General features: G+C 72.3%; 21 protein-coding genes. 6 read left to right on the top strand and 15 right to left on the bottom strand.

Annotated features, from left to right (window positions below; translation table 11 throughout):
- The 6 genes from J5Y10_RS21460 to J5Y10_RS21435 are packed head-to-tail and all read left to right on the top strand — an operon-like array spanning position 1 to position 5,102.
- On the top strand, positions 1-1,107 hold the full coding sequence (locus tag J5Y10_RS21460) for a carbon-phosphorus lyase complex subunit (protein ID WP_209376159.1): 1,107 nt from the start codon (positions 1-3) through the stop codon (positions 1,105-1,107).
- Positions 1,104-1,952, top strand: coding sequence for an alpha-D-ribose 1-methylphosphonate 5-phosphate C-P-lyase PhnJ (locus tag J5Y10_RS21455; RefSeq protein ID WP_209376158.1), 849 nt, complete (start codon positions 1,104-1,106; stop codon positions 1,950-1,952). The genes J5Y10_RS21460 and J5Y10_RS21455 overlap by 4 nt, the downstream gene beginning before the upstream one ends.
- Entirely contained in the window at positions 1,949-2,725 is a 777-nt protein-coding gene (gene phnK, locus J5Y10_RS21450; RefSeq protein WP_209376157.1) for a phosphonate C-P lyase system protein PhnK, read from the top strand. Before J5Y10_RS21455 ends, phnK begins: the two co-directional genes overlap by 4 nt.
- Complete coding sequence (gene phnL, locus J5Y10_RS21445) at positions 2,722-3,438, top strand: phosphonate C-P lyase system protein PhnL (RefSeq protein WP_209376156.1); 717 nt, start codon at positions 2,722-2,724, stop codon at positions 3,436-3,438. The genes phnK and phnL overlap by 4 nt, the downstream gene beginning before the upstream one ends.
- Positions 3,435-4,001: a phosphonate metabolism protein/1,5-bisphosphokinase (PRPP-forming) PhnN gene (phnN, locus tag J5Y10_RS21440; RefSeq protein WP_209376155.1), complete on the top strand. Its 567-nt coding sequence runs from the start codon at positions 3,435-3,437 to the stop codon at positions 3,999-4,001. Before phnL ends, phnN begins: the two co-directional genes overlap by 4 nt.
- Before the next feature lie 9 nt (positions 4,002-4,010).
- Positions 4,011-5,102: a ceramide glucosyltransferase gene (locus J5Y10_RS21435; RefSeq protein ID WP_209376154.1), complete on the top strand. Its 1,092-nt coding sequence runs from the start codon at positions 4,011-4,013 to the stop codon at positions 5,100-5,102.
- Between the two features lie 31 nt (positions 5,103-5,133).
- On the opposite strand, the gene J5Y10_RS21430 is transcribed toward J5Y10_RS21435, so the two are convergent.
- The 15 genes from J5Y10_RS21430 to J5Y10_RS21360 form a co-directional block, all read right to left on the bottom strand.
- The gene (locus J5Y10_RS21430) at positions 5,134-6,384 is read right to left on the bottom strand and encodes an SLC13 family permease (RefSeq protein ID WP_209376153.1); all 1,251 of its coding nucleotides are present in this window, start codon (positions 6,382-6,384) and stop codon (positions 5,134-5,136) included.
- Positions 6,385-6,393: 9 nt separating this feature from the next.
- On the bottom strand, positions 6,394-7,710 hold the full coding sequence (locus tag J5Y10_RS21425) for an MFS transporter (RefSeq protein WP_209376152.1): 1,317 nt from the start codon (positions 7,708-7,710) through the stop codon (positions 6,394-6,396).
- Between the two features lie 168 nt (positions 7,711-7,878).
- Positions 7,879-9,456 carry an ABC transporter substrate-binding protein gene (locus J5Y10_RS21420; protein ID WP_209376151.1) on the bottom strand — a complete coding sequence of 526 codons (1,578 nt, stop codon included), beginning with the start codon at positions 9,454-9,456 and terminating at the stop codon, positions 7,879-7,881.
- 38 nt (positions 9,457-9,494) lie between these two features.
- A complete protein-coding gene (locus J5Y10_RS21415; RefSeq protein ID WP_342452985.1) occupies positions 9,495-10,262 on the bottom strand; it encodes an SDR family NAD(P)-dependent oxidoreductase in 768 nt (255 codons plus the stop codon).
- Between the two features lie 64 nt (positions 10,263-10,326).
- Positions 10,327-10,485 (bottom strand): hypothetical protein, encoded by a 159-nt coding sequence (locus J5Y10_RS21410; protein WP_209376150.1) that lies wholly within the window; start codon positions 10,483-10,485, stop codon positions 10,327-10,329.
- A gap of 23 nt (positions 10,486-10,508) precedes the next feature.
- A complete protein-coding gene (locus J5Y10_RS21405) occupies positions 10,509-11,480 on the bottom strand; it encodes a D-2-hydroxyacid dehydrogenase family protein (protein ID WP_209376149.1) in 972 nt (323 codons plus the stop codon).
- Between the two features lie 5 nt (positions 11,481-11,485).
- The gene (locus tag J5Y10_RS21400; protein ID WP_209376148.1) at positions 11,486-12,163 is read right to left on the bottom strand and encodes an RraA family protein; all 678 of its coding nucleotides are present in this window, start codon (positions 12,161-12,163) and stop codon (positions 11,486-11,488) included.
- Positions 12,164-12,167: 4 nt separating this feature from the next.
- Positions 12,168-13,157: a tripartite tricarboxylate transporter substrate binding protein gene (locus J5Y10_RS21395; protein WP_209376147.1), complete on the bottom strand. Its 990-nt coding sequence runs from the start codon at positions 13,155-13,157 to the stop codon at positions 12,168-12,170.
- A 101-nt stretch (positions 13,158-13,258) separates the two neighbouring features.
- Positions 13,259-14,134 (bottom strand): phosphonate ABC transporter, permease protein PhnE, encoded by an 876-nt coding sequence (gene phnE, locus J5Y10_RS21390; protein WP_342452984.1) that lies wholly within the window; start codon positions 14,132-14,134, stop codon positions 13,259-13,261.
- Entirely contained in the window at positions 14,131-15,090 is a 960-nt protein-coding gene (gene phnE, locus J5Y10_RS21385) for a phosphonate ABC transporter, permease protein PhnE (protein ID WP_209376146.1), read from the bottom strand. The genes phnE (J5Y10_RS21390) and phnE (J5Y10_RS21385) overlap by 4 nt, the downstream gene beginning before the upstream one ends.
- 31 nt (positions 15,091-15,121) lie before the next feature.
- Positions 15,122-16,051 carry a phosphonate ABC transporter substrate-binding protein gene (gene phnD, locus J5Y10_RS21380; RefSeq protein WP_245214946.1) on the bottom strand — a complete coding sequence of 310 codons (930 nt, stop codon included), beginning with the start codon at positions 16,049-16,051 and terminating at the stop codon, positions 15,122-15,124.
- 49 nt (positions 16,052-16,100) lie between these two features.
- Positions 16,101-16,898 (bottom strand): phosphonate ABC transporter ATP-binding protein, encoded by a 798-nt coding sequence (gene phnC / locus J5Y10_RS21375; protein ID WP_209376145.1) that lies wholly within the window; start codon positions 16,896-16,898, stop codon positions 16,101-16,103.
- A gap of 145 nt (positions 16,899-17,043) precedes the next feature.
- Positions 17,044-17,820, bottom strand: coding sequence for an HpcH/HpaI aldolase family protein (locus J5Y10_RS21370; protein WP_209376144.1), 777 nt, complete (start codon positions 17,818-17,820; stop codon positions 17,044-17,046).
- A gap of 93 nt (positions 17,821-17,913) precedes the next feature.
- Positions 17,914-18,291: a response regulator gene (locus tag J5Y10_RS21365; protein WP_209376143.1), complete on the bottom strand. Its 378-nt coding sequence runs from the start codon at positions 18,289-18,291 to the stop codon at positions 17,914-17,916.
- Positions 18,275-21,820, bottom strand: a complete 3,546-nt coding sequence (locus J5Y10_RS21360) for a CheR family methyltransferase (RefSeq protein ID WP_209376142.1) — start codon at positions 21,818-21,820, stop codon at positions 18,275-18,277. The genes J5Y10_RS21365 and J5Y10_RS21360 overlap by 17 nt, the downstream gene beginning before the upstream one ends.
- Positions 21,821-21,832 lie beyond the last annotated feature (12 nt).

The raw sequence follows: 21,832 nt of genomic DNA, 5'->3' as shown, positions 1-21,832 counted from the left end.
ATGTACGTCGCGGTGAAGGGCGGCGAGACCGCCATCGCCAACGCCCATGCCTGGCTGGACGAGGCGCGGCGCGGCGATCCCTCCGTGCCGGAGCTCACCACCGACCAGGTGGCGGAGCAGCTGACGCTGGCGGTGGACCGCGCCATGTCGGAGGGCTCGCTCTACGATCCCGGCCTCGGCGCGCTGGCGGTGAAGCAGGCGCGCGGCGACGGGATCGAGGCCGCCTTCCTGCTGCGCGCCTACCGCACCACCCTGCCGCGCTTTGCGGCGAGCCTGCCGGTGGACACGGGCGCCATGGCGGTGCGGCGGCGCGTCTCCGCCACCTACAAGGACCTGCCGGGCGGGCAGGTGCTGGGCCCGACCTTCGACTACACGCACCGCCTGCTGGACTTCGCCCTGGCGGCCGAGGGCTACGCCCCTGCGCGATCGGAGGAAGCCGAGCCTGGCGAGGACGCGGCCTTCCCGCGCGTGACCGGATTGCTGGCGGGCGAGGGGCTGATGGCCCCCGAGGTCGCCAGCGACGAGGAGCCGGCGGACGTGACGCGCACGCCGACCACCTACCCCGCCACCCGCGCGCTGCGGCTGCAGCGGCTGGCGCGCGGCGACGAGGGCTTCCTGCTGGGCATGGCCTATTCCACCCAGCGCGGCTACGGCAACAGCCACCCCTTCGTCGGCGAGCTGCGCCAGGGATCCGTCGCCGTCACCATCGTGCCGGAGGAGCTGGGCTTCGAGATCGAGATCGGCGAGATCGAGGTCACCGAGTGCGAGATGGTGAACCAGTTCAAGGGATCCCGCAGCGAGCCGCCGCAGTTCACGCGCGGCTACGGCCTGACCTTCGGGCGGCTGGAGCGGCGGGCCATGTCCATGGCGCTGGTGGACCGGGCGCTGCGGGCGGAAGAACTGGGCGAGGACGCCACGGCCCCCGCGCAGGACGAGGAGTTCGTCCTCAACCACTCCGACAACATCGAGGCGACGGGCTTCCTCGAGCACCTGAAGCTGCCGCACTACGTGGACTTCCAGAGCGAGCTGGAATCCGTCCGCGCCATGCGTGCCCAGGTGGAGGCGGAGCGCGCCGCGCCGCAAGCCTTCAAGGAGGCTGCGGAATGAGCGGCTACAACTTCGCCTATCTGGACGAGGGCACGAAGCGGATGATCCGCCGCGCCCTGCTGAAGGCCGTGGCGGTGCCGGGCTTCCAGGTGCCCTTCGGATCCCGCGAGATGCCGCTGCCCTATGGCTGGGGCACGGGCGGTATCCAGGTGACGGCCGCGGTGATCGGGCCCGACGACACGCTGAAGGTGATCGACCAGGGCGCGGACGACACGACCAACGCCGTCTCCATCCGCCGCTTCTTCGCCCGCGTGGCGCCGGGGCTGCGCACCACGGAGAGCACGGCGGAGGCGACGGTGATCCAGACCCGCCACCGCATCCCCGAGACGCCGCTGCGGGAGGGCCAGGTCATGGTCTACCAGGTGCCGCAGCCCGAGCCGCTGTTCCGGCTGGAGCCGCGTCGGGCGGAGACGCGCCGCCTGCACGCGCTGGCGGATTACGGGCTGATGCAGGTGAAGCTGTACGAGGACATCGCGCGCCACGGCCGCGTCGCCTCCTCCTACGACCACCCGGTGATGGTGGGCGATCGTTACCTCATGTCGCCATCGCCCATTCCCTCCTTCGACAACCCGAAGATGCACATGTCCCCCGCGCTCCAGCTCTTCGGCGCGGGGCGCGAGCGCCGGCTCTACGCCGTGCCGCCCTATACGGCGGTGCGGAGCCTGGACTTCGAGGACCATCCCTTCGTGCCGCTGCGCGCGAATGGCCGCTGCACGCTCTGCGGCTCGGGCGAGAGCTACCTGGACGAGGTGGTCACGGATGACCGCGGCGGGCGGATGTTCGTCTGCTCCGACACGGATTACTGCGGCACCCGGCAGGCCCGCATGAAGGAGGCCGCAGAGTGAACGACGAACCGATCCTCTCCGCCCGCGGCCTGCGCCTTTCCTTCGGGGCGGTGCGGGCGCTGGACGACGTCTCCATCGATCTCTGGCCCGGCGAGGTGCTGGCGATCGTGGGCGAATCCGGCTCCGGCAAGTCCACCCTGCTGCGCGTGCTGGCCGGGGAGACGCGGCCGGATGCGGGAAGCGTGACCTACGGCGACCCGCAGGGCGGCACCCGCGACGTGCACGGCATGACGGAGGCCGCCCGCCGCCGCCTGGCGCGCACGGAATGGGGCTTCGTCCACCAGGACCCGCGGGACGGGCTTCGCATGGCCGTCTCCGCGGGCGGCAATGTGGGCGAACGCCTGATGGCCGTGGGCGACCGCCATTACGGCAACATCCGCGAGGAGGCGGCGCGCTGGCTGGAGCGGGTGGAGATCCCGCGCAGCCGGATCGACGACGCACCGCGCCTCTTCTCCGGCGGCATGCGCCAGCGCCTGCAGATCGCGCGCACCCTCGTCACCCGCCCGCGGCTGGTCTTCATGGACGAGCCGACGGGGGGCCTCGACGTCTCCGTGCAGGCGCGGCTGCTGGACCTGATCCGCGCGCTGGTGGCCGATCTCGGCATCGCCGTGATCCTCGTGACCCATGACATCGCAGCGGCGCGCCTGCTCGCCCACCGGATGGTGGTGATGCGGCAGGGCCGCGTGGTGGAGGAAGGATTGACCGACCGCGTGCTGGACGACCCGCGCCACCCCTACACGCAGCTCCTCGTCTCCTCGGTGCTCGCGGCATGACCCCGGATCAGAAAACCTGGGCATTGAAGGCCGAGGGCGTGGCCAAGGGCTTCACCTTGCACCTGCGCGGCGGCGTGCAAATCCCCGTGCTGCGCGACGCGGCGCTGGAAGTGGCGCCCGGCGAGTGCGTGGCGCTCGCCGGTCCCTCCGGCGCCGGCAAGTCCACGCTGATGCGCCTGCTGCAGGGGAACTACGGCGCGGATGCCGGCAGCATCCTCATCCGCGGGCGCGACGGTGCGCTGACGGACCTCGCCACCGCCCCGCCGCGCACGGTGATCGCGCTGCGCCGGGACACGCTGGGCTACGTCTCGCAGTTCCTGCGCGTCATCCCCCGCGTGCCGACCATCGACGTGGTGGCGGAACCCCTGACCTCCCGCGGCGTGGCGCCGGAGGAGGCGCGGGCGCGCGCCGGCGCCCTGCTGCGCCGCCTGAACCTGCCGGAGCGCCTGCACGGCCTTCCCCCCGCCACCTTCTCCGGCGGCGAGCAGCAGCGCGTGAACCTGGCGCGCGGCTTCGTGGCGGATTTCCCGGTCATGCTGCTGGACGAGCCGACGGCGAGCCTGGACGCCGCGAACCGCGAGGTGGTGATCGCCCTGATCGCGGAGGCGAAGGCGCGCGGCGCGGCCCTGGTGGGCATCTTCCACGACATCGAGGTGCGCGACCGCGTGGCGGACCGCATCCTGGAGGTCGCGCCCCTGCGGGAAGCGGCGTGAACGGCGTGCTGGTGGCCGTCGTCGGCCCTTCCGGCGCCGGCAAGGACACGCTGATGGAGGCCGCCCGCGCCGCGCTCCTGGCGGACCCGCGCGTGGCCTTCCTGCGCCGCGCCATCACCCGCCCGGCCGAGGCGGGCGGGGAGGACCATCTCCCCCTCTCGCGGGAGGCCTTCCTCGCCGGGCGCGACGCCGGTCAATTTGCCCTGTCGTGGGAGGCGCACGGCCTGCTCTACGGCATCCCCGCCGGCCCGCTTGAGGCGGCGCTGGAGACGGGCCGCTCGGCGGTGGCCAACCTCTCCCGCCGCGCCCTGGCCGACGCCGCCGCGCGCTTCCCGCTGCGCGTCGTGGAGATCACCGCCTCTCCGGAGGTCCTCGCCGCCCGCCTCGCCTCCCGCGGGCGGGAGGAGGCGGAGGACATCGCCCGCCGCCTCGCGCGCGAGGCGCCGCTGCCCGCCGGCCTGGCCGTCGAGACCGTCCGGAACGACGGGACGGTGCAGGCCGGCGCCGAAGCCCTGTTGCGCGCCCTGCGCAACACCCTCCCCGCCGCGGCGGTCGCCGGATAACCGAGCCCGATGAACCCTCTCCTCCTGGCTGCCGCGGCGGTCACCGCCGTCAACCTCGCGGGCCTCGGGCTTGCCGCCGCCCGGCTGCGGCGCCGCCGCCACCGCCCGGCGACGCGGGGGGAGGGGGTGACGATCGTGCGCCCGGTCTGCGGGCTGGAGCCGCATATCGAGGCGACGCTGGCGAGCGGCTTCGCGCTGGAGCATCCGGACTACGAGCTGATCTTCTGCCTGGACCGCGCCGACGACCCCGTGCGCCCCCTGGTCGAGCGCCTGATCGCCGCCCATCCGGCGGTGCAGGCCCGGTTGCTGATCGGGGAGAACCGGCACAGCGGCAATCCCAAGCTGAACAACTGCATCAAGGGCTGGGACGCCGCGCGGCACGACTGGATCGTCCTGGCGGATTCCAACGTCCTCATGCCGCCGGACTATGTGGAGCAGCTCTTCGCCGCCTGGCGCCCGGATACCGGCCTCGTCTGCTCCACGCCTCTCGGCACGCGCCCGGACGGTTTCTGGGCGCAGGTGGAGTGCGCCTTCCTCAACACCCTCCAGGCGCGCTGGCAGTACACGGGGGAGGCGGTGGGCCTCGGCTTCGCCCAGGGCAAGAGCATGCTGTGGCAGCGCGACTTCCTGGACGCCCATGGCGGCATCCGGGCGCTGGCGGCTGAGATCGCGGAGGATGCCGCCGCGACCAAGCTGGTGCGCCGCGCCGGGCGCCGCGTGCACCTCGTGGATTCCCCCTTCGAGCAGCCGCTGGGGCGCCGCACCGCCCGCCAGGTCTGGCTGCGCCAGCTCCGCTGGGCGCGCCTTCGCCGGGTGACCTTCCCCCTCTTCTTCGCGCCGGAGATCCTGATCGGCGCGGCGGTGCCCACGCTTCTGGCCGCCATCGCCGCCGCTCCTGCCGCGCTCCTCGTCCCCGCCCTCTGGTACGGGGCGGAGGCCGCGCTGGCCTGGCGCAAGGGATGGCCTCTCTCCCCGGCTCTTCTCGCGGCCATGCCGGTGCGGGACGTGATGATCCTCGGCGTCTGGGCGATGGGCTGGACGACCGGCACCACGGTGTGGCGCGGGAACGCCCTGCCGCTGCGGGAGAAGCGGGCGGTGTGAGGGCGGTTGCCCCTGGGGGAGGGAGGAACGGTCAGGGCTGCAGTGCGAGCACCCCCAGCGCGAGGAGCAGGGCCGGCGGCATGACGAGCACGCCCAGGCGCAGGAACGGCCCGTCGCCGATCGACAGACCCTCCCGCCGGATCGCCGCCATCCAGAGGATGGTCGCCAGCGAGCCCGTGACGGAGAGGTTGGGGCCCAGGTCCACGCCGATCAGGACCGCGGCCGGCAGCAATCCCCCGCCTCCCGCCCCCTGCACCACGGCCCCCGCGACCAGCCCGGCCGGCAGGTTGTTCGTGACATTGGTCCCGAAGGCGACGAGCGCCCCGGCCGCCAGCGCGGTGCCGCCGCCGCCGCCCTGAACCAGCCCGACGAGGGCGCGCACCGCCCCTGTCCCCTCCAGTGCCTGCACGAGGATGAACAGCCCGGCGACCAGGGGCAGGACACCCCAGGACAGGCCGGCCAGCACGGCCCCGGGCCCTTGCCGGGTCACGAGCGCGACCACCAGCGCCGTCGCCGCCCCCGCCAGGAAGGTCGGCCAGCCCAGATCCGCCCCGACCGCGGAGGCGCCCAGCAGCACCCCGACCGCGGCGACGATGCCAAGGCCGGCGACCGCCCCGCCCCGGGGAAGGCGCACCTGCGGCACGCTGGGCGCGATCGGCTGCGCCAGGGTCCGTCGCTGCGTCAGCCGCAGCATCAGGAAGGTCGCCCCGATCGCCAGCACGGAGGGCAGGGTGAAGCGCAGCAGCCAGTCGCCGAGCGACGGCATGTGCTCGCCGAAGACCACGAGGTTCGCCGGGTTGGAGATTGGCAGCACGAAGGACGCCGCGTTCGCCACGAAGGCGCAGGCATAGAGATGCGGCATCGGATCCGCCCGTGCCGCCCGCGCCGCGGCCAGCACCGCCGGGGTCAGGACCACTGCCGTCGCGTCGTTGCTCAGGAAGGCCGTCGTCACGACGCCCACCCCGTAGACCACGGCGAGCAGCCGCGCCCCTGAGCCGCCCGCCGCCCGCACCGCGAAGACCGCCAGCCAGTCGAACAGCCCCTCCCGCCGCGCTACCTCCGCCAGCAGCATCATCCCCAGCAGGAAGAGGTAGACATCCCTGCCGCGGAGCACGCCGTGCCAGGCGGCAGCGGGGGAGAGCAGGCCGGTGAGCACCAGCGCCGCCGCGCCGGCCACTGCCCAGGCCGCCTCGGGCCAGCGGAAGGGGCGCAGGATCACCCCTGCCGTTGCCAGCCCCGCGATAAGCCAGACCGCGAGCACCGGGCCCGCCACGCCGAACATCCCCTGCCCCTAGGCTGAAGGCTGGACCACCGCCCCCGTGGGCGGTTGGGACCGATCCGCGCCGGCCTGGCCGGGCAACGTCTCCGGCATCAGCAGCAGGTAGCCGAGGAACCCCGCCGCGGCGATCGCGCCCAGCACCAGGAAGGCGGGCGAGTACCCCGCCCAGACGATCACCCCGCCGGCGAGGCTGGCGCTCAGCGCCGCACCCAGCCCCTGTGCCGTCGCGACCGCGCCCTGGCTGACGTTGAACCGCCCCGTCCCGCGCGTGAGGTCCGCCACCACCACGGGGAAGAGCGCGCCGAAGATCCCGGCCCCCACCCCGTCCAGCATCTGGACCCCCAGCAGCCAGGCAGGATGGTCCGAGAGCGGGAAGAGCAGCCCGCGCAGGGCCAGCACGCCGAAGGCCGCCAGGAAGATCGGCTTGCGCCCCCAGCGATCCGCCCGGGCCCCGACCAGCATCGCGACCGGCACCATCACGCACTGCGCCGCCACGATGCAGGCGGCGATCAGGGAGGTGGCGTAGTCCTTCCCCACCACCTGCGTCAGCTTCTGCCCCACGGTCGGCAGCATCGCCGCGTTCGCCAGGTGGAAGGTGGCCATCAGCCCCGCGAAGACCAGCAGCGGCCGGCAGGTGAGCAGGGCCTTCCAGGCGGACGGCTCCTCATGCCCCGCCCGCCGGCCGGGCTCCTCATCCAGCCCGCGCGCCAGGTCGTCGTCGATCGCGCGGGCGGGGACCAGCAGCATCGCCCCGATGCTCGCCGCGGCCAGCCCGCCCATGATCCAGAACACCACCACCGGCCCGAAGGCATAGGCCGTGACCGCGGCCAGCGCGGCCGAGGCCGCGTTGCCGCCGTGGTTGAAGGCCTCGTTCCGCCCGATGCGGCGGGAAAAGGCCTTCGGCCCGACCACGCCGAGCGTGATCGCGGCCAGCGCCGGCGGGAAGATCGCCCCCGCGATCCCGGCCAGGGACTGCGTGGCGGCCACCGCGTAGAAGCCGGAGATGAAGGGCAGCGTCACGCAGCTCAGGGTCACGGCCACGGCCGCCGCGATGACCACGGCGCGCTTGTGGCGGGTGCGGTCGATCAGGGCCCCCGCAGGGGTCTGCGCCACCAGGCCCGCGATGGCCGAGATGGTGATGACCAGCCCGATCGTGGCCTCGTTCCACCCTTGCTCCGGCCCCCGCACCGCGAGGAGATAAATGGCGAGGTAGGGCCCCAGCCCGTCCCGCACATCGGCCAGGAAGAAGTTGAGGGCGTCCAGGCCCCGGGCGACGCGGCGGGAGGGCCCCCTGGCGGTGAACTGGGACGGCGCCGGTGCAGGGGGCATGGTCGTTCTCTGGATGGCAGAGCCCGCAACGCGCCGTGAGGAGGCCCGGTTGGGTCTGCACCCCCTTGTCAGCCAGCCGTCAGGCTCGAGCCGCCGCCCCAGGTGCGACCCCGAGGGACGGACAGAAGGCTCGCCCCACGCCTGGGACACCTCGGTCGCCCGGGGACGTCAGGTCTTCCTGACGTTCCAGAACAGGGGAAAGCCGCGCAGGAGCCCTTCGAGGTTGGACCGGTAGGCCGCGACCTGGAGGAACTGCCCCGCCGGGATATAGGGCACGTCGCGAAAGGCCTGGGCCTGCAGCCTCCGCGCGAGACCCTGCTGCGCGGCGAGGTCCCCGGCGGAGTACCATTCGCCGACCAGCGCCTCAATCTGCGGCAGGTCCGGCCAGCCCGCCATGGCCTGGAGGCCGTTCCCTCGCAGCGGCGCGCTGAGTGCGGGATTGGCGGTGTCGATCCCCGTGAGGGCCGTCATGTAGCAGCTCCAGCCGCCCTTCTCGACGGGCTCCCTGCTGGAGCGCCGGGTGGTCAGCGTTCCCCAGTCGGAGAGGAGATAATCGACGTTCAGGCCGCATTTGCGGAGGAGATCCGCCGCCACCTCGCTCAGGCCGAGGATGAAGGTCGGGTCGGTGGACCCGAGCAGCACCACCTTCTCGCCCTTGTATCCCGCGGCCTCGAGCTCCCGCTTCACCCTGGCGTAGTCGCGCGGCCCCTGGAACACGCCGAGGCCCTCGTCGTTCGCCATGGGCGAGCCCGGGGTGAAGAAGCCGACCGGCGCGTGCCACATCGCGCTGTCGTCGCCGGCGACGGCCTGCATGAAGTCCGACTGGTCGAAGGCACCCAGGATCGCGCGGCGGATGGCCGGGTTGTTGAAAGGCGGGTGCAGGTGGTTCAGCCGCATCAGGCACATCATGCCCGCCTGCTCCTGCACCGCCACCTTCACGCCGCGCATGCGCCTGAGCAGCGGGACCATGTCGTTCGCGGCGAACTCCAGCCAGTCCTGCTCACCGGCCTGCAGGGCCGCCGCCGCCGTGGAGGCGTCGGGGATCGTGGTCCATTCCACCCGGTCCACATGCACGACCTTCGGCCCCGCCGTGCCATCCGCCGTGCCCGAGGAGCGCGGCACGTAGTCCGCGAACCGCTCGTAGACGACGCGCGCGCCGGAGACCCGCTCCCCGGGAAGGAAGCGGAACGGGCCCGATCCGACCATCTCCGTCACCTGCGTGAACGGGTCCGTCCTGGCCAGGCGCTCCGGCATCATCACCGGCAGCAGCGGCGGCAGCTTGCCCAGCGCCTCCGGCAGCAGCGGGAAGGGACGCTTCAGGCGGAACCGGATCGTCCGGTCGTCCGGGGCCGAGAGCTCGTCCGTCACGGCCAGCAACGCCTGACCGAAGGGGTCGCGCGCCCCCCAGCGGCGAATGCTCGCCACGCAGTCCCGCGCCAGGACGCGCTCGCCGTCGTGCCATTTCAGGCCGTCGCGCAGCGTCAGGCGCCAGAGGAGACCATCCCCCTCCGTGACATGCCCTTCCACCATCTGCGGTGCCGCACGATAGCTGCTGTCCTGGCCGTAGAGCATGTCGAAGACCATGTAGCCATGGTTCCGGGTCGCGTAGGCCAGGCTGAAGATCGGGTCGAGGAAGCTGAGATCCGTCTGCGGGATGAACCGCAGGACCTTGCTCTGCTGGGCGGTGGCAAGGGACGGCACGGCGAGGAGGGCGCCGCCGCTTGCCAGGAATGTCCTGCGCTTCATGGGATGTGCCTTTCCGTTGGAGGGATGGAGCCCCGGCCTCAGCCTTCGGCCTGCGCCGGCGCGGCGCGGGACGTGAGCCAGCCCCCATCGACGACGAGGACCTGCCCCGTGATGAAGGACGCGTCCTCCGAGGCCAGGAAGGCCACGGCGGAGGCGATCTCCTCCGGCTTTCCCGCGCGCCGGAGGGGCGTCGGGACGGTCATGTTGGCGAGGTAGCGCGGGTCCTTCAGGTAGTTCGCCGTCATCCGCGTCTCGATGACGCCCGGCGCGATGGCGTTGACGCGGATACCCTCCGGCCCGAGGTCGCAGGCCAGCTGGCGCGTGAGCTGGGCGACCCCCGCCTTCGCGACGGCATAGGCCGCGGTGCCGGGGTAGCCGACCAGTCCGAAGATGGAGGAGATATTGACGATGCTCCCGCCCGGCCGGGCCAGATGCGGCAGGCAGTCCCGTGTCACGCGCAGCACCGCCTTGAGATTCGTGTCCACGAAACGGTCGATGAGGTCGTCGTCCGATTCGGACAGGGCCTTGCTGCCGCCGATGCCGGCATTGTTCACCAGGATGTCGATGCGGCCGAAGGCCTGGATCGCCGCCTGGGCAAGCCTGCTCCCCGCACCCTTCTCAGCCAGGTCGAGCTCGAGCGCGACACCGCCGATCCCGCGCGCCACCGCGCCGATATCCGGCGAGCGATCGGCCACCAGGACCTTGGCGCCCTCCTGCGCGAGCCGTGCGGCTGTCGCCGCGCCGATGCCGCCGGCCGAGCCGGTGACGATCGCCACCCGGCCGGCGAAACGAGGTTCCTGAAGCACCGAAGCGATCCTTTCGAGAGGGGCGGGCCGGTCACTGCCCCGCCTGTTGCCGTGCGGCGGCGGGTCAGGCCGCCGCGCGCGCCCGGAACGCCGGCCGGATCTCGTCAAGCGCCAGGAACCCGGCGCCCATCGCGCCCAGCGCGTCGAGGGGCTTCTCCAGCATCGGCATCCCGTGCCCGCGGCCGAACTGCGGCGCGGCGATGATGGCGCAGGGGCCTGGCATCGGTCTACCGCCCGACGGAAGGCTCAGCCCTTGGCCGCCTCGGGATTCGCGACATGGGTCGGCGCCCCCGCCGCGAAGGCGAGGAGGCGGTCCACCGCGACCTCGTAGAGCGCGTCGAACACGCCCCGCGTGGCGTAGCCGAGATGCGGCGTGCAGAGGACGTTCGGCATGCCGATGAGCGGGTCGGTGGCGCCGAGCACGGGCTCATCGTCGAACACGTCCACGGCGGCGCGGCCGGGGCGCCCGGCCTTGAGGGCCGCGACGAGGGCGCCCGGCGCGATGATGGGCGCGCGGGAGGTGTTCACCAGCAGCGCGCCGGGCTTCATGCGCGCCAGGTCCCCGGCCGTCACGATGCCGCGGGTCGCGTCGTTGAGGAGGATGTGCAGGCTGAGCACGTCGGCCTCGGCGAAGAAGGCCCCGCGGCTGTCCGCCACCGCGAAGCCGTCGGCGCGGGCGCGCTCCTGGCTGCCCTCGCGGCCCCAGCAGAGGACCCGCATATCGAAGGCCCTGCCGACGCGGGCGACCATCGCCCCGATGCGGCCATAGGCGTAGATGCCGAGGGTCTTGCCCTTGAGGCCGATGCCGGCGGTGGCCTGCCAGCCGCCCTCGCGCAGGCGCTGCGCCTCCTCGGGGATGTGGCGAAGGGCGGCGATGATGAGGCCCCAGGCCAGCTCCGCCGTCGCCTCCGGCCCGCCGGCACCGCCGGTGGAGACGACGATGCCCTGGCGCGTGCAGGCATCAATGGCGAGGTGGGCGGTGTTGCGGCCGGTCTGCATGATGAAGCGCAGGCGGGGCAGGCGCTCGATCACGGCGGCAGGCAGGCGGCTGCGCTGCTGGGTGAGGACCAGTGCCTCCATGTCGGCGAGGCGGGCGACGAGGGTGTCCGGGTCCTTCTCCGTGTCGCTGAACACCGTGACCTCATGCGCCGAGAGGCGCGCGAAGGCGGGGGCGGTGCGGAAGGCATCCGCGTAGTCGTCGAGGATCGCAATGCGCATGCGCGTCAGCTCCGGCGGGTCTGAAGGCTATGGTAGCCGTGGCGGCGGCGCGCCTCGGCGAGGTCGATGCCGGCGCGGATGTCGGCGAGGATGGCGTCCTCCTTCTCCTCGATCGCGCGCGCGACCTCCAGCACCGCCTCGGCCTGGGCCATGGGCACGGCGACGACGCAGCTGTCGTCGGCGCAGAGGAGGTCGCCGGGATCGACGCGGACGGTGCCGAGGACGATCGGCACCAGCACCGCCTCCAGCGCCACGCGGTCCTTGCCGGTGCGGGCGTGGGCGGCGCGGGACCAGATCGGGTAGCCGAATTCGCGGCTCTCCCCGACATCGCGGTTCACGCCGTCGATCACCGTGGCGGCGATGCCCTTGGCCTTCGCCGCCTCGGTCAGGATGTTGCCCCAGACCGTGCAGTCCAGCCGGCCCCGGTTGTCGATGGCAATGATGTCGCCGGCATCGGCCAGGTGCAGGAAATCCCCCACCGTGCCGCCGCCGGTTCCCACGGGCAGGTAGCGCAGCGTCACCGCCTGCCCCGCCACCCGCGCGCCGGGCGACATGGGCCGCAGCCCGTCCACGGAGCCGGGCAGGCCCAGCCGGTCCAGCGCGTCGGAGATGGAGGAGGTGGGCAGGGCGGCGAAACCGGCCAGGGTTTCGGCCGGCAGGCGCTGGAAGCTCGGTGCGGTCATCGCGTCAGTCTGCCTTGATCTCGTTCTCGCGCACCACCCGGCTCCAGGTCTCGATCTGGGCATCGAGGAAGCGGCCCAGCTCCTGCGGCCCGGCGAGCACCAGTCGGGCCTGCTGGCCCTCCGTGATCTGCTTCGACACCGCCTCGTCCCGGAAGGCGGAAACGAGCGCCTCGTGGAAGCGCGCCACGACCGGGGCGGGAACCCTGGCGGGGGCGAAGACGCCCCACCAGGCCTCGGCCTGCAGGCCGGGGAAGCCGGACTCCTCGGCGGTGGGCACCTGCGCCAGCGCGGGCAGGCGCTGCGGGCCGAACTGCGCGATCGGGCGCAGCGTGCCGCCCGCCACCTGCGGCGCGACGAGGGCAGCGCTGCCCACCACCATGTCCACATGCCCCGCCACCGCGTCGTTCACGGCCGGGCCGCCGCCGCGATAGGGCAGGTGCTGGAATTGCACCCCGGCGCGGCTGCCGAGGAGGGTCATGACGAGGTGGCCGATGGTGCCGTTCCCCGGCGTGGCGAAGGTGACGCCGCTGGGACTGGCCTTTGCGGCGGCGACGATCCCGGCCAGATCCCGGAACGGCTTGTCCGGCCTGCAGGCCACGACATAGGGCGCGCCGCCGATCAGCGTCACCGGCTCCAGGTCGCCCTTCAGGTCGAAGGGCAGGCGGGGGACGAGGACGGGCATGACGGCGTGGCTGTCGAAGGTCAGCAGCCAGGTCTGCCCGTCCGGCCGGGCCTTGGCGACGACATCTGTGCCGGTGCTGCCGGCCGCGCCGCCGCGGTTCTCCACCACCACGCTGACACCGAGGGCGCGCTGGATCCCAGGGGCCGCCAGCCGGGCTACCACGTCGGTGGAGCCGCCCGGGGCGAAGGGGACGACGATGCGGATGGTGCCGGAGGGCCAGGAACCCTCGGCCAGGCCCTGGGCCCGCGCGCGGAGCGGCAGGGCGCCCGCCGCCGCCGCCGTGAGCAGGGCCCGGCGTGCCAGGTGTGCCATGCGCGTCTCCTCCGGATTGTTTTGCCGGGACTAGACCGCATGCGGAGCAACCCGGCAACCCGCCCGGGGGAGAACCCCGGCGCGGATGCCGGGGCGGGAGGTCAGCGCGGCTGCACCCCCGCCAGGGCGGCGCGCAGGCGGCCGGAGATCGTGTCGATGACCGCGACGGTGACGAGGATAAGCAGCACGATGAAGGCTACCACGCCCCATTCCAGCGTCCGGATCATCTCCGACAGCATCAGCCCGATGCCGCCCGCGCCGACGATGCCGATGATCGAGGAGGAGCGCGTGTTGCTCTCGAACATGTAGAGCACGTGGCCGGCCATCACGGGCAGCACGGCTGGCAGCACGCCGAAGCGGATGCCCGCCAGCTTGCCGCCGCCGGCGGAGGTCACGCCCTCCACCGCCTTGCGGTCCGCGGCCTCGATCGCCTCGGAGAAGAGCTTGCCGAAGGTGCCGATGTCGCTGGTCATGATCGCCAGCACGCCGGCGAAGGGGCCGAGTCCGACGACGCTGACCCAGATCAGCGCCCAGATCAGCGCGTCCACCCCGCGGATGCTGTCCAGCACGCGGCGGGAGAGGAACTGCACCAGGCGGTTCACGGAGGTGTTGCGCGCGGCGAGGAAGCCGAGCGGAAAGGCGATCAGGGCGGCCAGCAGCGTGCCGAGGAAGGCGATGGCCAGCGTTTCCGCCAGGCCCCGCAGGATCAGCACGGTGCGGGACCATGTACCGGGATCCGGCGGCAGCATCAGGCCGAGGAAGTGGACCAGCTGGCCGAAGCCGCCGGCGATGCGGCCTGGCGAGAAGTCCAGCCGCCAGAGGCCGAAGCCGAGCAGGGCGATGGCGGCGAGGATGACCGTGACGCCGCGCGCACGGGCGGCGGTGACGCGGCGGAAGGTCTCGGGGTGGCGAGCAGCGAGGCCCGCCATGTCGGCCCGTGCGGCCTCGCGCAGGCTGAGGGGCTGGGCGGCGCTCACGCCCCGCGCTCCATCGCGCCGATCAGGCTGTGGCGCACCTTCTCGGTCCCGAAGTCGATCAGCATGACGGTGGCGATGATCAGCAGCAGGATGGCGGAGACGTCGTTGTAGTAGAACTTGCGGATGGCCTCGATCAGGTCCTGGCCGATCCCGCCCGCGCCGACGAAGCCGAGCACGGAGGCCTGGCGCACGTTGATCTCGAAGCGCAGCAGCGCGTAGCTGACGAAGTTCGCCAACACCTGGGGCAGCGCCGCGAAACGCACCACCGCCACCCAGGAGGCGCCGGCGGCGACCGCGCCCTCCACCGGCTTGCGGTCGATGTTCTCCACCACCTCGGAGAAGAGCTTGCCGAGCGAGCCCATGGTGTGGATGGCGATGGCCAGCACGCCCGGCACCGGCCCCAGGCCGAAGGCGATCACGAAGATCAGGGCGAAGACGATGTCCGGCACGGTGCGGCAGAATTCGAGGAAGCGCCGCGCGGTGCCACGGATCCAGGGGTTCGGCACAAGGTTGGCGGCCGCGACGAAGGAGAGCAGGAAGCCGCCGATCGCGCCGAGCGCGGTGCCGACATAGGCGATGAGAAGGGTATCGGCGAGGAGGAGGCCCCACTTCTTCAGGCCCCAGAACCACTCCGCCGGGTCGGTCCAGACGCGGCCGCCGCCGGCCTCCAGCGCGGTGATCCGGTCGAAATAGCCGACGAAGCCGCCGATGTGGTCCCAGAGCCGGGGCAGGTCCACTTCCGCCACGCGCCCGGCCAGCAGCGCGAGGGCGGCGACGGTGACGGCAAGGATGAGGGCGCGGCGGCGCGGGCCGCGCGCGGCCCGGCGATAGCCTTCCAGCAGCTCGTGCAGGCGCGCATCGGGCAGGCGGTGCCCGGAGGGGCGGGCGATGGTGGTGGCCAGGGGAAGGGCTCCCGAAAGGAAACCCGCCACCCCGGAAGCCGGGGCGGCGGGCATCTTGGTGCGCGGATCTAGAGCCGCGCCGGCATTAGCCGCGGCGACGCAGATTGTCCACGAAGCGGTTCAGCTCGATGATCGGGTCGTAGGCGGCGTTGTCCACGGCCACCAGCGGACCCTGCTTGCCCTCGTAGATCGCGTCGAAGGCCTTCTTGTCGGCGGTGGCCAGCTCCAGCACCGCGGTGCGGATGGCGGACTTCAGGTCGTCCGGCATGGCGTTCAGGTAGGCCATCGGCGAGTTCACGATCTGGTCGGACTTGAAGATGATGCGGAAGTCCTCCGCCTTCACCATGCCCTTGCGCGCCATGCGCAGCAGGTTGCTCTCCTGCTCGTCGTTCCACCAGTTCGCGCACATGTCCACCGTGCCCTGGTTGAGGGCGATCACGGCGTTCTCGTGGCTGCCGGTATAGACGACGCGGCCGAAGAACTCGTCCGGCTTGATGTTCATCTTGTTCAGGGCGAAGCGCGGCACGTTGTTGCCGGAGGTGGAGTTGGGATCCACTAGGCCGAGGTTCTTGCCGCGCAAGTCCTCGACGCGCTGATAGGGGCTGTCCTTCTTCACGTAGAAGACGGAGTAGTAGCCCTTGGTGCCGTCCAGGTTCGTCTCGATCGCGAAGGCGGTGATCTGCGATCCCGTCATCAGCGCGCGCGCGAAGGAAGAGGGGCCGTAGGAGGCGATGTGGATGTTGCCGGCCCGCTGGCCCTCAATCACCGCCGCGTAGTCATTGGCGATGCGGAGCGTGACCTTCGTGCCGAGCCGCTTGGACAGGTACTCGATGAAGGGGCCGTAGCGCTCCGTCACGCCCGAGGCGTTCTCGGACGGGATGATGGCGAAGACGAGCTCGGGGAAGCGGCTGGCCCAGGGGGTGGCGCCCTGGGTGCTTCCTTGGGCGCGGAGCACGGAGGGGGCGGCCAGCATGGCGGCCGTGGCGCCCAGCAGGGCGCGGCGTTGCAGGATCATCGGTTTGTTCTCCGTAGGGGCGTGTCGGGGTGCCGGCTGGCGCGGTGCGTCAGGCGTGAAGGGCGAAGGGGCTGGCCTGCGGGGCGTGCACCGCGGGCCCGACCGCGTCCTCGGCCTCAAGCCCGTAGAGTTCGCGTGCCGCCGCATCGTCCAGCGCGTCGGGCGGCCCGTCGAAGACCAGGTGCCCGGCGGAGAGGCCGACCAGCCGGTCGCAGTAGCCCCGCGCGATGTCGAGAGAGTGGAGGTTGCAGAGCACGGTGATGCCGTAGTCGCGGCAGATCCGCGCCAGCGCGTCCATCACCACGCGCGTGTTGCGCGGATCCAGCGAGGCGATGGGTTCGTCCGCCAGGATGATGTCGGGCTCCTGCACCAGGGTGCGGGCGATGGCCACGCGCTGCTGCTGCCCACCCGAGAGGTGCTCCGCCCGCTGGGAGGCGAGGTTGGCGATGTCCAGCCGCTCGAGCGCCGAAAGGGCGATGGCCCGGTCCTCGTCAGACCACAGCCGCAGCAGGGACCGGTGCGCCGGCACGTGGTTCAGCCGTCCGACGAGCACGTTCGTCAGCACGTCCAGCCGGCCGGAGAGGTTGAACTGCTGGAACACCATGGCGCAGCGCGCCCGCCAGTCCCGCAGGGCGCGGCCACGGAGCGCGGTGATGTCCGCGCCTTCCCAGAGGATGCGCCCCGCCGTGGGCTCGGCCAGGCGGTTCACCATGCGCAGCAGGGTGGACTTGCCCGCGCCGGAACGGCCGATCACCCCCACGAAGCTGCCGCGCGGCACCTCCAGGCAGATATCGTCCACGGCGAGCCGGTCGCCGAAGCGACGGCTCAGTCCTTCGATAATCAACATGCCGGCTAACTAGCGGGGGCGCTTGAACCGTCCGTGGCGGATCGGTGAAGGATTTGTGTCGCCATGCGGCCCCAGGGGGTGCCGCCCCCTGGACCCCCGCCAGGAGCCTGAGGCTCCTGGACCTGCATCGGGCTGCCGCGAGGACCTACCCCGCCATCGTCCTCAAGCGCCCGGCCAGGGCCGCCCCGCCATCCACCAGCAGGTTGATGTCGTTCGTCGCCACGATCAGGCCCGCCCCGAGATCGAAGCCCAGTGGCCCGAGCAGCGGCTCCGGCACGCCGATCACCGCGAAGCGCAGCCCGTTCGCCCGCGCGGCGGCGGCCACGCGGGCAAAGGCGGCCCGCACCTCCGGGTGGTCCAGCTGGCCGGGAAGCCCGAGATCCGCGGCCAGGTCATTGGTTCCCACCATCAGCGCGTCCAGCCCCGGGGTGGCGGCGATGGCCTCGGCGGCCTCCAGCCCGGCGCGGCTCTCGATCATCGGGATGATCACGGTCTCGGCCTCCGCCTCCTCCATGAAGCGCGGCGCCGGGGGCATGCGGTAGCCGAAGCCCGGCAGCGGGGCGGGCAGGGAACGGCGGCCGGCGGGGGCGAAGCGGCAGAGATCGACGATCCGCGCCGCCTCCTCCGGCGTGTCCACATGCGGCACCACCACGCCCTCCGCCCCGATGTCCAGGGCACGGGCCAGATCCGGGTGGTGCGGGCCGCCGACGCGGATCAGGGCGGGGAAGCCGGCGGTGCGCGCGGCGACGGCGAGGTTGCCGGCCTCGCCGATCGTGATGGGCGAATGCTCCAGGTCGATCAGCAGCAGGTCGAAGCCGGCACTGCGCGCCACCAGCACCACCTCCGGCGTGCGCAGGACGCAGGCGGCGAGCGCGAAGAGCCTGTCGCCCCTGGCAAGGCGCGCGCGGAAGGGGTCGGGCATCGGTATCCTCGGGATTGGCGGGCGCGATGGCATGCACGGCGCGCGCCATCCGGCAAGGGCGCGGCGGGGGAGGGTGCCGGCGCCCGGCCCGCGCTAGAGCCGGGCGAGGGCCCCGCGCAGCGCGGCTTCCTCGATCGGCTTCTCCAGGTGCGGCACGCTGCGGAAATGCGGGTGGATGACGGAGGCGTCGTAGCCCGTGATGAAGACGAAGGGGATCTCCGCCTCCCGCAGGGCCGTGCAGACCTTGTAGACGCGCTCCCCCTCCAGGTTCACGTCCAGCATGACCAGGTCCGGCTGGCCGGCCTGCAGGAGGTCCAGCGCCGCCTCCACGCCGGAGACCGGGCCCATGATCGTCCCGCCCAGCTGCTCCACTAGGGTGCAGAGGTCCTCGGCAATCAGGTACTGGTCCTCCACCACCAGCACCCGCTGCCCGGCCAACGGGGTGGTCTGTTCCTCATGCTCCGTCATCATCCCCGCTTTCCTCCAGCTCCTCTTCCCCGTCCAGGGCGACCACCCGCGGTCCCATGGGCAGCTCCACCGTGCAGCGCACGCCGCCCGGCAGGAACTCCAGCGAGGTGGCGGCGCCGAGGTCGTAGGGCAGGCCGCGCTCGATCAGCCCGCGGCCGAACCCCGTGCGGGTGGGGCGCACATCCAGCACGGGCACCCCGGCCTCCCGCCATTCCAGCGCCAGCCGATCTCCCGCGGCCGTGTGCCGGATATGCCAGCGCACGTTCAGCCGCCCCTCCGGGCCCGAGAGGGCGCCGTACTTCACCGCGTTCGTCGCCAGCTCGTGGATCCCCAGCGCGAAGGTCTCGGCCGCCTTGTCCTTCAGCAGGATCGGCGGCCCCTCGATCTCCACCCGCCCCCCGTCCTGGCCGAGCACCGCGGCCAGCTCGTCGCGCACCAGCGCGTCCAGGCTCATTCCCTCCTCGCCCCGGTTGGCCAGCAGGCCCTGGGTGCGGGCGAGGCTGTCGATGCGGCCGCCCAGGTGCAGGCGCAGGTCGTCCAGGCTCTCCGCGTTCTCCAGAGAACGGCGGGTGATCGAGCGCACCACGGCCATGATGTTCTTCACCCGGTGCTGCAGCTCGGCCATGAGGAGGGAGCGCTGCGCCTCCGCACGGCGCCGCGCGTCCACGTCCTGGAAGACGCCGAGCACTTGCCCGCCGGAGCGGCCGCCGCTGAAGCGGATCCACAGCTCCGTCCGCCCGGCCAGGAGCCGCCCTTCCACGTCCAGCGGCTCGCCCCGCGCCAGGGTCCTGTCGAAGGCGAGGGCGAGGTGGCCCCGGTCCTCCGGATGCGTGATGCCCAGCAGGGAGGGAAGGGTGGCCGGCGGCGGCGCCCCGAACAGCGCCTCGAACCCTTCCGAATACGTGAAGCGGCCGGACTCGGAGTCGAGGTCCCAGGTTATGATGCGGGCGGCGGCGGTGGCCAACCGCACGCGCGCCTCGGCCGCGCGCAGCGCCTCCTGCGCGCGCACGGCCGCCGTCACGTCGAGGAAGGTGAGCACCGCGCCGGCGATGAAGTTGTCCACGCTGCGATAGGGCAGCACGCGCACGAGGTAGCGCCGTCCCTCCGGCAGCCCGATCTGCCGCTCCGTGGTGGAGAGGGTCCGCATCACGTGCCGCAGGTCGTCCCCCATCTCCGGATAGGGCACCCGGGAGGCGAGGTGGGCGATCGGACGGCCGAGGTCGCCGTCCATGAGGTGGAACACCTCCGACATGCTCGGCGTGAAGCTCTTCACCCGCATGTCGTTGTCGAGGAAGAGGGTGGCGATCTGCGTGGATTCCAGCAGGTTCTTCAGGTCGCTGTTGGCGCGCGCCAGCTCGCTCACCCGGTGCCCCAGCTCCCCGTTGACGGTCTGCAGCTCCTCGTTGACGGATTGCAGCTCCTCCTTCGAGGTCTCCAGCTCCTCGTTGGCGGATTGCAGCTCCTCGTTGATCGACTGGTACTCCTCGTTCGAGGATTTCAGCTCCTCGTTCGTGCTCTCCAGCTCCTCGATCGTGGCCTGCAGCCGATCCTTGGTGACCCGCAGCTCGCCCTCCAGCCGCAGGACGTGCTCGTCGCGCAGGACCGCCGGGTCCCGCACCTCCTCCTCGGATTCCCCGCCATCCAGCCCGTGGTCGTGAAAGAGGACGACGAAGTGGAGGGGATCCTGCGGGTTGTCCGCCAGCGGCTCGACCGTCATGCCGACCCGGCGGGCCTCGTCCTCCAGCCCCATGCGGATGGAGGCGATGCGGACCGCCCGGCGCTCGGCCGCCGCGCGCATCAGCGCCGCCCGCAGGTCCAGGCGCAGGTCGCGGTTCACGAGGTTCAGCAGGTTCAGGTTCGCCACGCCGCTGCTCGGGTCCAGGAAGGGGCCCGTGCGGCCGGAGAAGTTCAGCACCTGGTAATCGGGATCGACGACGACATAGGCCGGCGCGTGGCGCTCCACCACGCGCTCGGCCCGGCGGCCGAGGCTGGAGCCGGCGAGCGGACGGGCCGGCTGGCCCATCTCCGCGCGGCGGGTCTCGGCGCGCGCGGTCAGCGGGAATTCCGGCAGGACCCGCGTCGCCGTCTCCTGTCGGCAGAAGATCCGGTGCTTGCGGTCCACCGGCTGGAAGAGCTTGCCGTGCCGCGTCACGTTCTCGGACGGGCCGAGGAACAGGTAGCCGCCCGGCCGCAGGGAGAAGTGGAACAGCGGGATGACGCGCTCCTGCAGCTCCGAGTTGAGATAGATCAGCAGGTTCCGGCAGGAGATCAGGTCGGTGCGGGAGAAGGGCGCGTCCTTGATGACGTTGTGCGCGGAGAAGATGCACATCTCCCGCAGGTCCTTGTGGATGGCGTAGGTGCCGCCCTCCTTCACGAACCAGCGGGCCAGGCGCTCCGGCGGCACGTCCTTCTCGATCGCCTGCGGGTAGCGCCCGGTGCGCGCCACCGTCAGGGCCCGCGCGTCGATGTCGGTGGCGAAGATCTGCACATGCGGCGGCGCGTCCATCCCGGCCATCGCCTCGCGCAGCAGCATGGCGAGGGAATAGGCCTCCTCCCCCGTCGCGCAGCCCAGCACCCAGACGCGGACCGTGTCCGCCCCGCCCCTGCCCTCCAGCATGGCGGGGATGATCCGCTCCTCCAGCACCGTGAACTCGGCGGGGTCGCGGAAGAACTGGGTGACGCCGATCAGCAGGTCCTCGAAGAGGTTCTGCGCCTCCTCCTCACTGCCGCGCAGCCGCGCCACGTAGTCGTCCAGCGCCTCGATCCGCAGCACATGCATCCGGCGCTGGATCCGGCGCAGGAAGGTATTGGCCTTGTAGCCGTGGAAGTCGTGGCCCGTGCGGTTGCGCAGGATGGTGGCGATGGCGGGCAGGTAGCTCTCCCCGTCCTGCAGCACCGCCCGCGCCTCTCGCGGGCCGTCCACCTCGCGCAGGTGGGCAACGAGAGCGAGGAGGCGGCGCGGGATCTCGGCCAGCGGCAGGTGCAGGTCGGCCATCGCCGCCGCGCCCTGCAGCTCCAGGGCCGGACCCTCCGTCTCCTCCCCTTCCGCGAGGATCAGGCCGCCGCAGGCCTTCAGCCGGGCCACGCCGATGCTGCCTGCCGCCGGCATGCTCTCCAGCAGGATCGTCACCGCCGCCTCCCGCTCCGCCTCGGCGAGGGAGATGAGGAAGCTGTCCACCGTGCCGCGATGCCCGGGCCGCTCCTCGGCGGGGGCGATCCGCAGGCGGCCGTCCTCCAGCGTCGTCATCGTCCCGACCGGCGCCACGAGGATCCGGTCCGCCACCAGGCGGTCTCCGTCCGCCGCCAGCCCGGCCGCCGGGCCGCCGTTCTCGTTCAGCGCGCGGATCAGGGCGGCCGTGTCGATCGCCTCCCGCGATTCCGAGACGATGACAAAGGCCGCGCCACTCTCCCGTGGCATGATGGAGAACAGGCGCACCAGGGCCTGGAAGGTCGCCGCGGAGACCCCCAGCCCGACCACCGCCACCGGCGCGGCCCCGTCGGGCGTGTCTGCCCCGGCGTCTTGATCTCTCAAAGTCTCACCCTG

It is taken from the genome of Roseomonas indoligenes (assembly GCF_017813365.1).
GTDB classification, from domain to species: domain Bacteria; phylum Pseudomonadota; class Alphaproteobacteria; order Acetobacterales; family Acetobacteraceae; genus Roseomonas; species Roseomonas indoligenes.
Note: the sequence above shows the minus strand (reverse complement) of the source record. Positions and strands in the feature narration are given on the sequence as shown.

Excerpts from the sequence above, each read along its gene's own strand:
- J5Y10_RS21410 (WP_209376150.1), bottom strand. The coding sequence starts at position 10,485 with ATGCCAGGCCCCTGCGCCATCATCGCCGCGCCGCAGTTCGGCCGCGGG.
- J5Y10_RS21405 (WP_209376149.1), bottom strand. The coding sequence starts at position 11,480 with ATGCGCATTGCGATCCTCGACGACTACGCGGATGCCTTCCGCACCGCC.
- J5Y10_RS21400 (WP_209376148.1), bottom strand. The coding sequence starts at position 12,163 with ATGACCGCACCGAGCTTCCAGCGCCTGCCGGCCGAAACCCTGGCCGGT.
- J5Y10_RS21395 (WP_209376147.1), bottom strand. The coding sequence starts at position 13,157 with ATGGCACACCTGGCACGCCGGGCCCTGCTCACGGCGGCGGCGGCGGGC.
- phnC (WP_209376145.1), bottom strand. The coding sequence starts at position 16,898 with ATGTTGATTATCGAAGGACTGAGCCGTCGCTTCGGCGACCGGCTCGCC.
- J5Y10_RS21435 (WP_209376154.1), top strand. The coding sequence starts at position 4,011 with ATGAACCCTCTCCTCCTGGCTGCCGCGGCGGTCACCGCCGTCAACCTC.
- J5Y10_RS21455 (WP_209376158.1), top strand. The coding sequence starts at position 1,104 with ATGAGCGGCTACAACTTCGCCTATCTGGACGAGGGCACGAAGCGGATG.
- J5Y10_RS21420 (WP_209376151.1), bottom strand. The coding sequence starts at position 9,456 with ATGAAGCGCAGGACATTCCTGGCAAGCGGCGGCGCCCTCCTCGCCGTG.
- J5Y10_RS21460 (WP_209376159.1), top strand. The coding sequence starts at position 1 with ATGTACGTCGCGGTGAAGGGCGGCGAGACCGCCATCGCCAACGCCCAT.
- phnD (WP_245214946.1), bottom strand. The coding sequence starts at position 16,051 with ATGATCCTGCAACGCCGCGCCCTGCTGGGCGCCACGGCCGCCATGCTG.
- J5Y10_RS21365 (WP_209376143.1), bottom strand. The coding sequence starts at position 18,291 with ATGATGACGGAGCATGAGGAACAGACCACCCCGTTGGCCGGGCAGCGG.
- J5Y10_RS21430 (WP_209376153.1), bottom strand. The coding sequence starts at position 6,384 with ATGTTCGGCGTGGCGGGCCCGGTGCTCGCGGTCTGGCTTATCGCGGGG.
- J5Y10_RS21370 (WP_209376144.1), bottom strand. The coding sequence starts at position 17,820 with ATGCCCGACCCCTTCCGCGCGCGCCTTGCCAGGGGCGACAGGCTCTTC.
- J5Y10_RS21425 (WP_209376152.1), bottom strand. The coding sequence starts at position 7,710 with ATGCCCCCTGCACCGGCGCCGTCCCAGTTCACCGCCAGGGGGCCCTCC.
- phnE (WP_209376146.1), bottom strand. The coding sequence starts at position 15,090 with ATGCCCGCCGCCCCGGCTTCCGGGGTGGCGGGTTTCCTTTCGGGAGCC.
- phnL (WP_209376156.1), top strand. The coding sequence starts at position 2,722 with ATGACCCCGGATCAGAAAACCTGGGCATTGAAGGCCGAGGGCGTGGCC.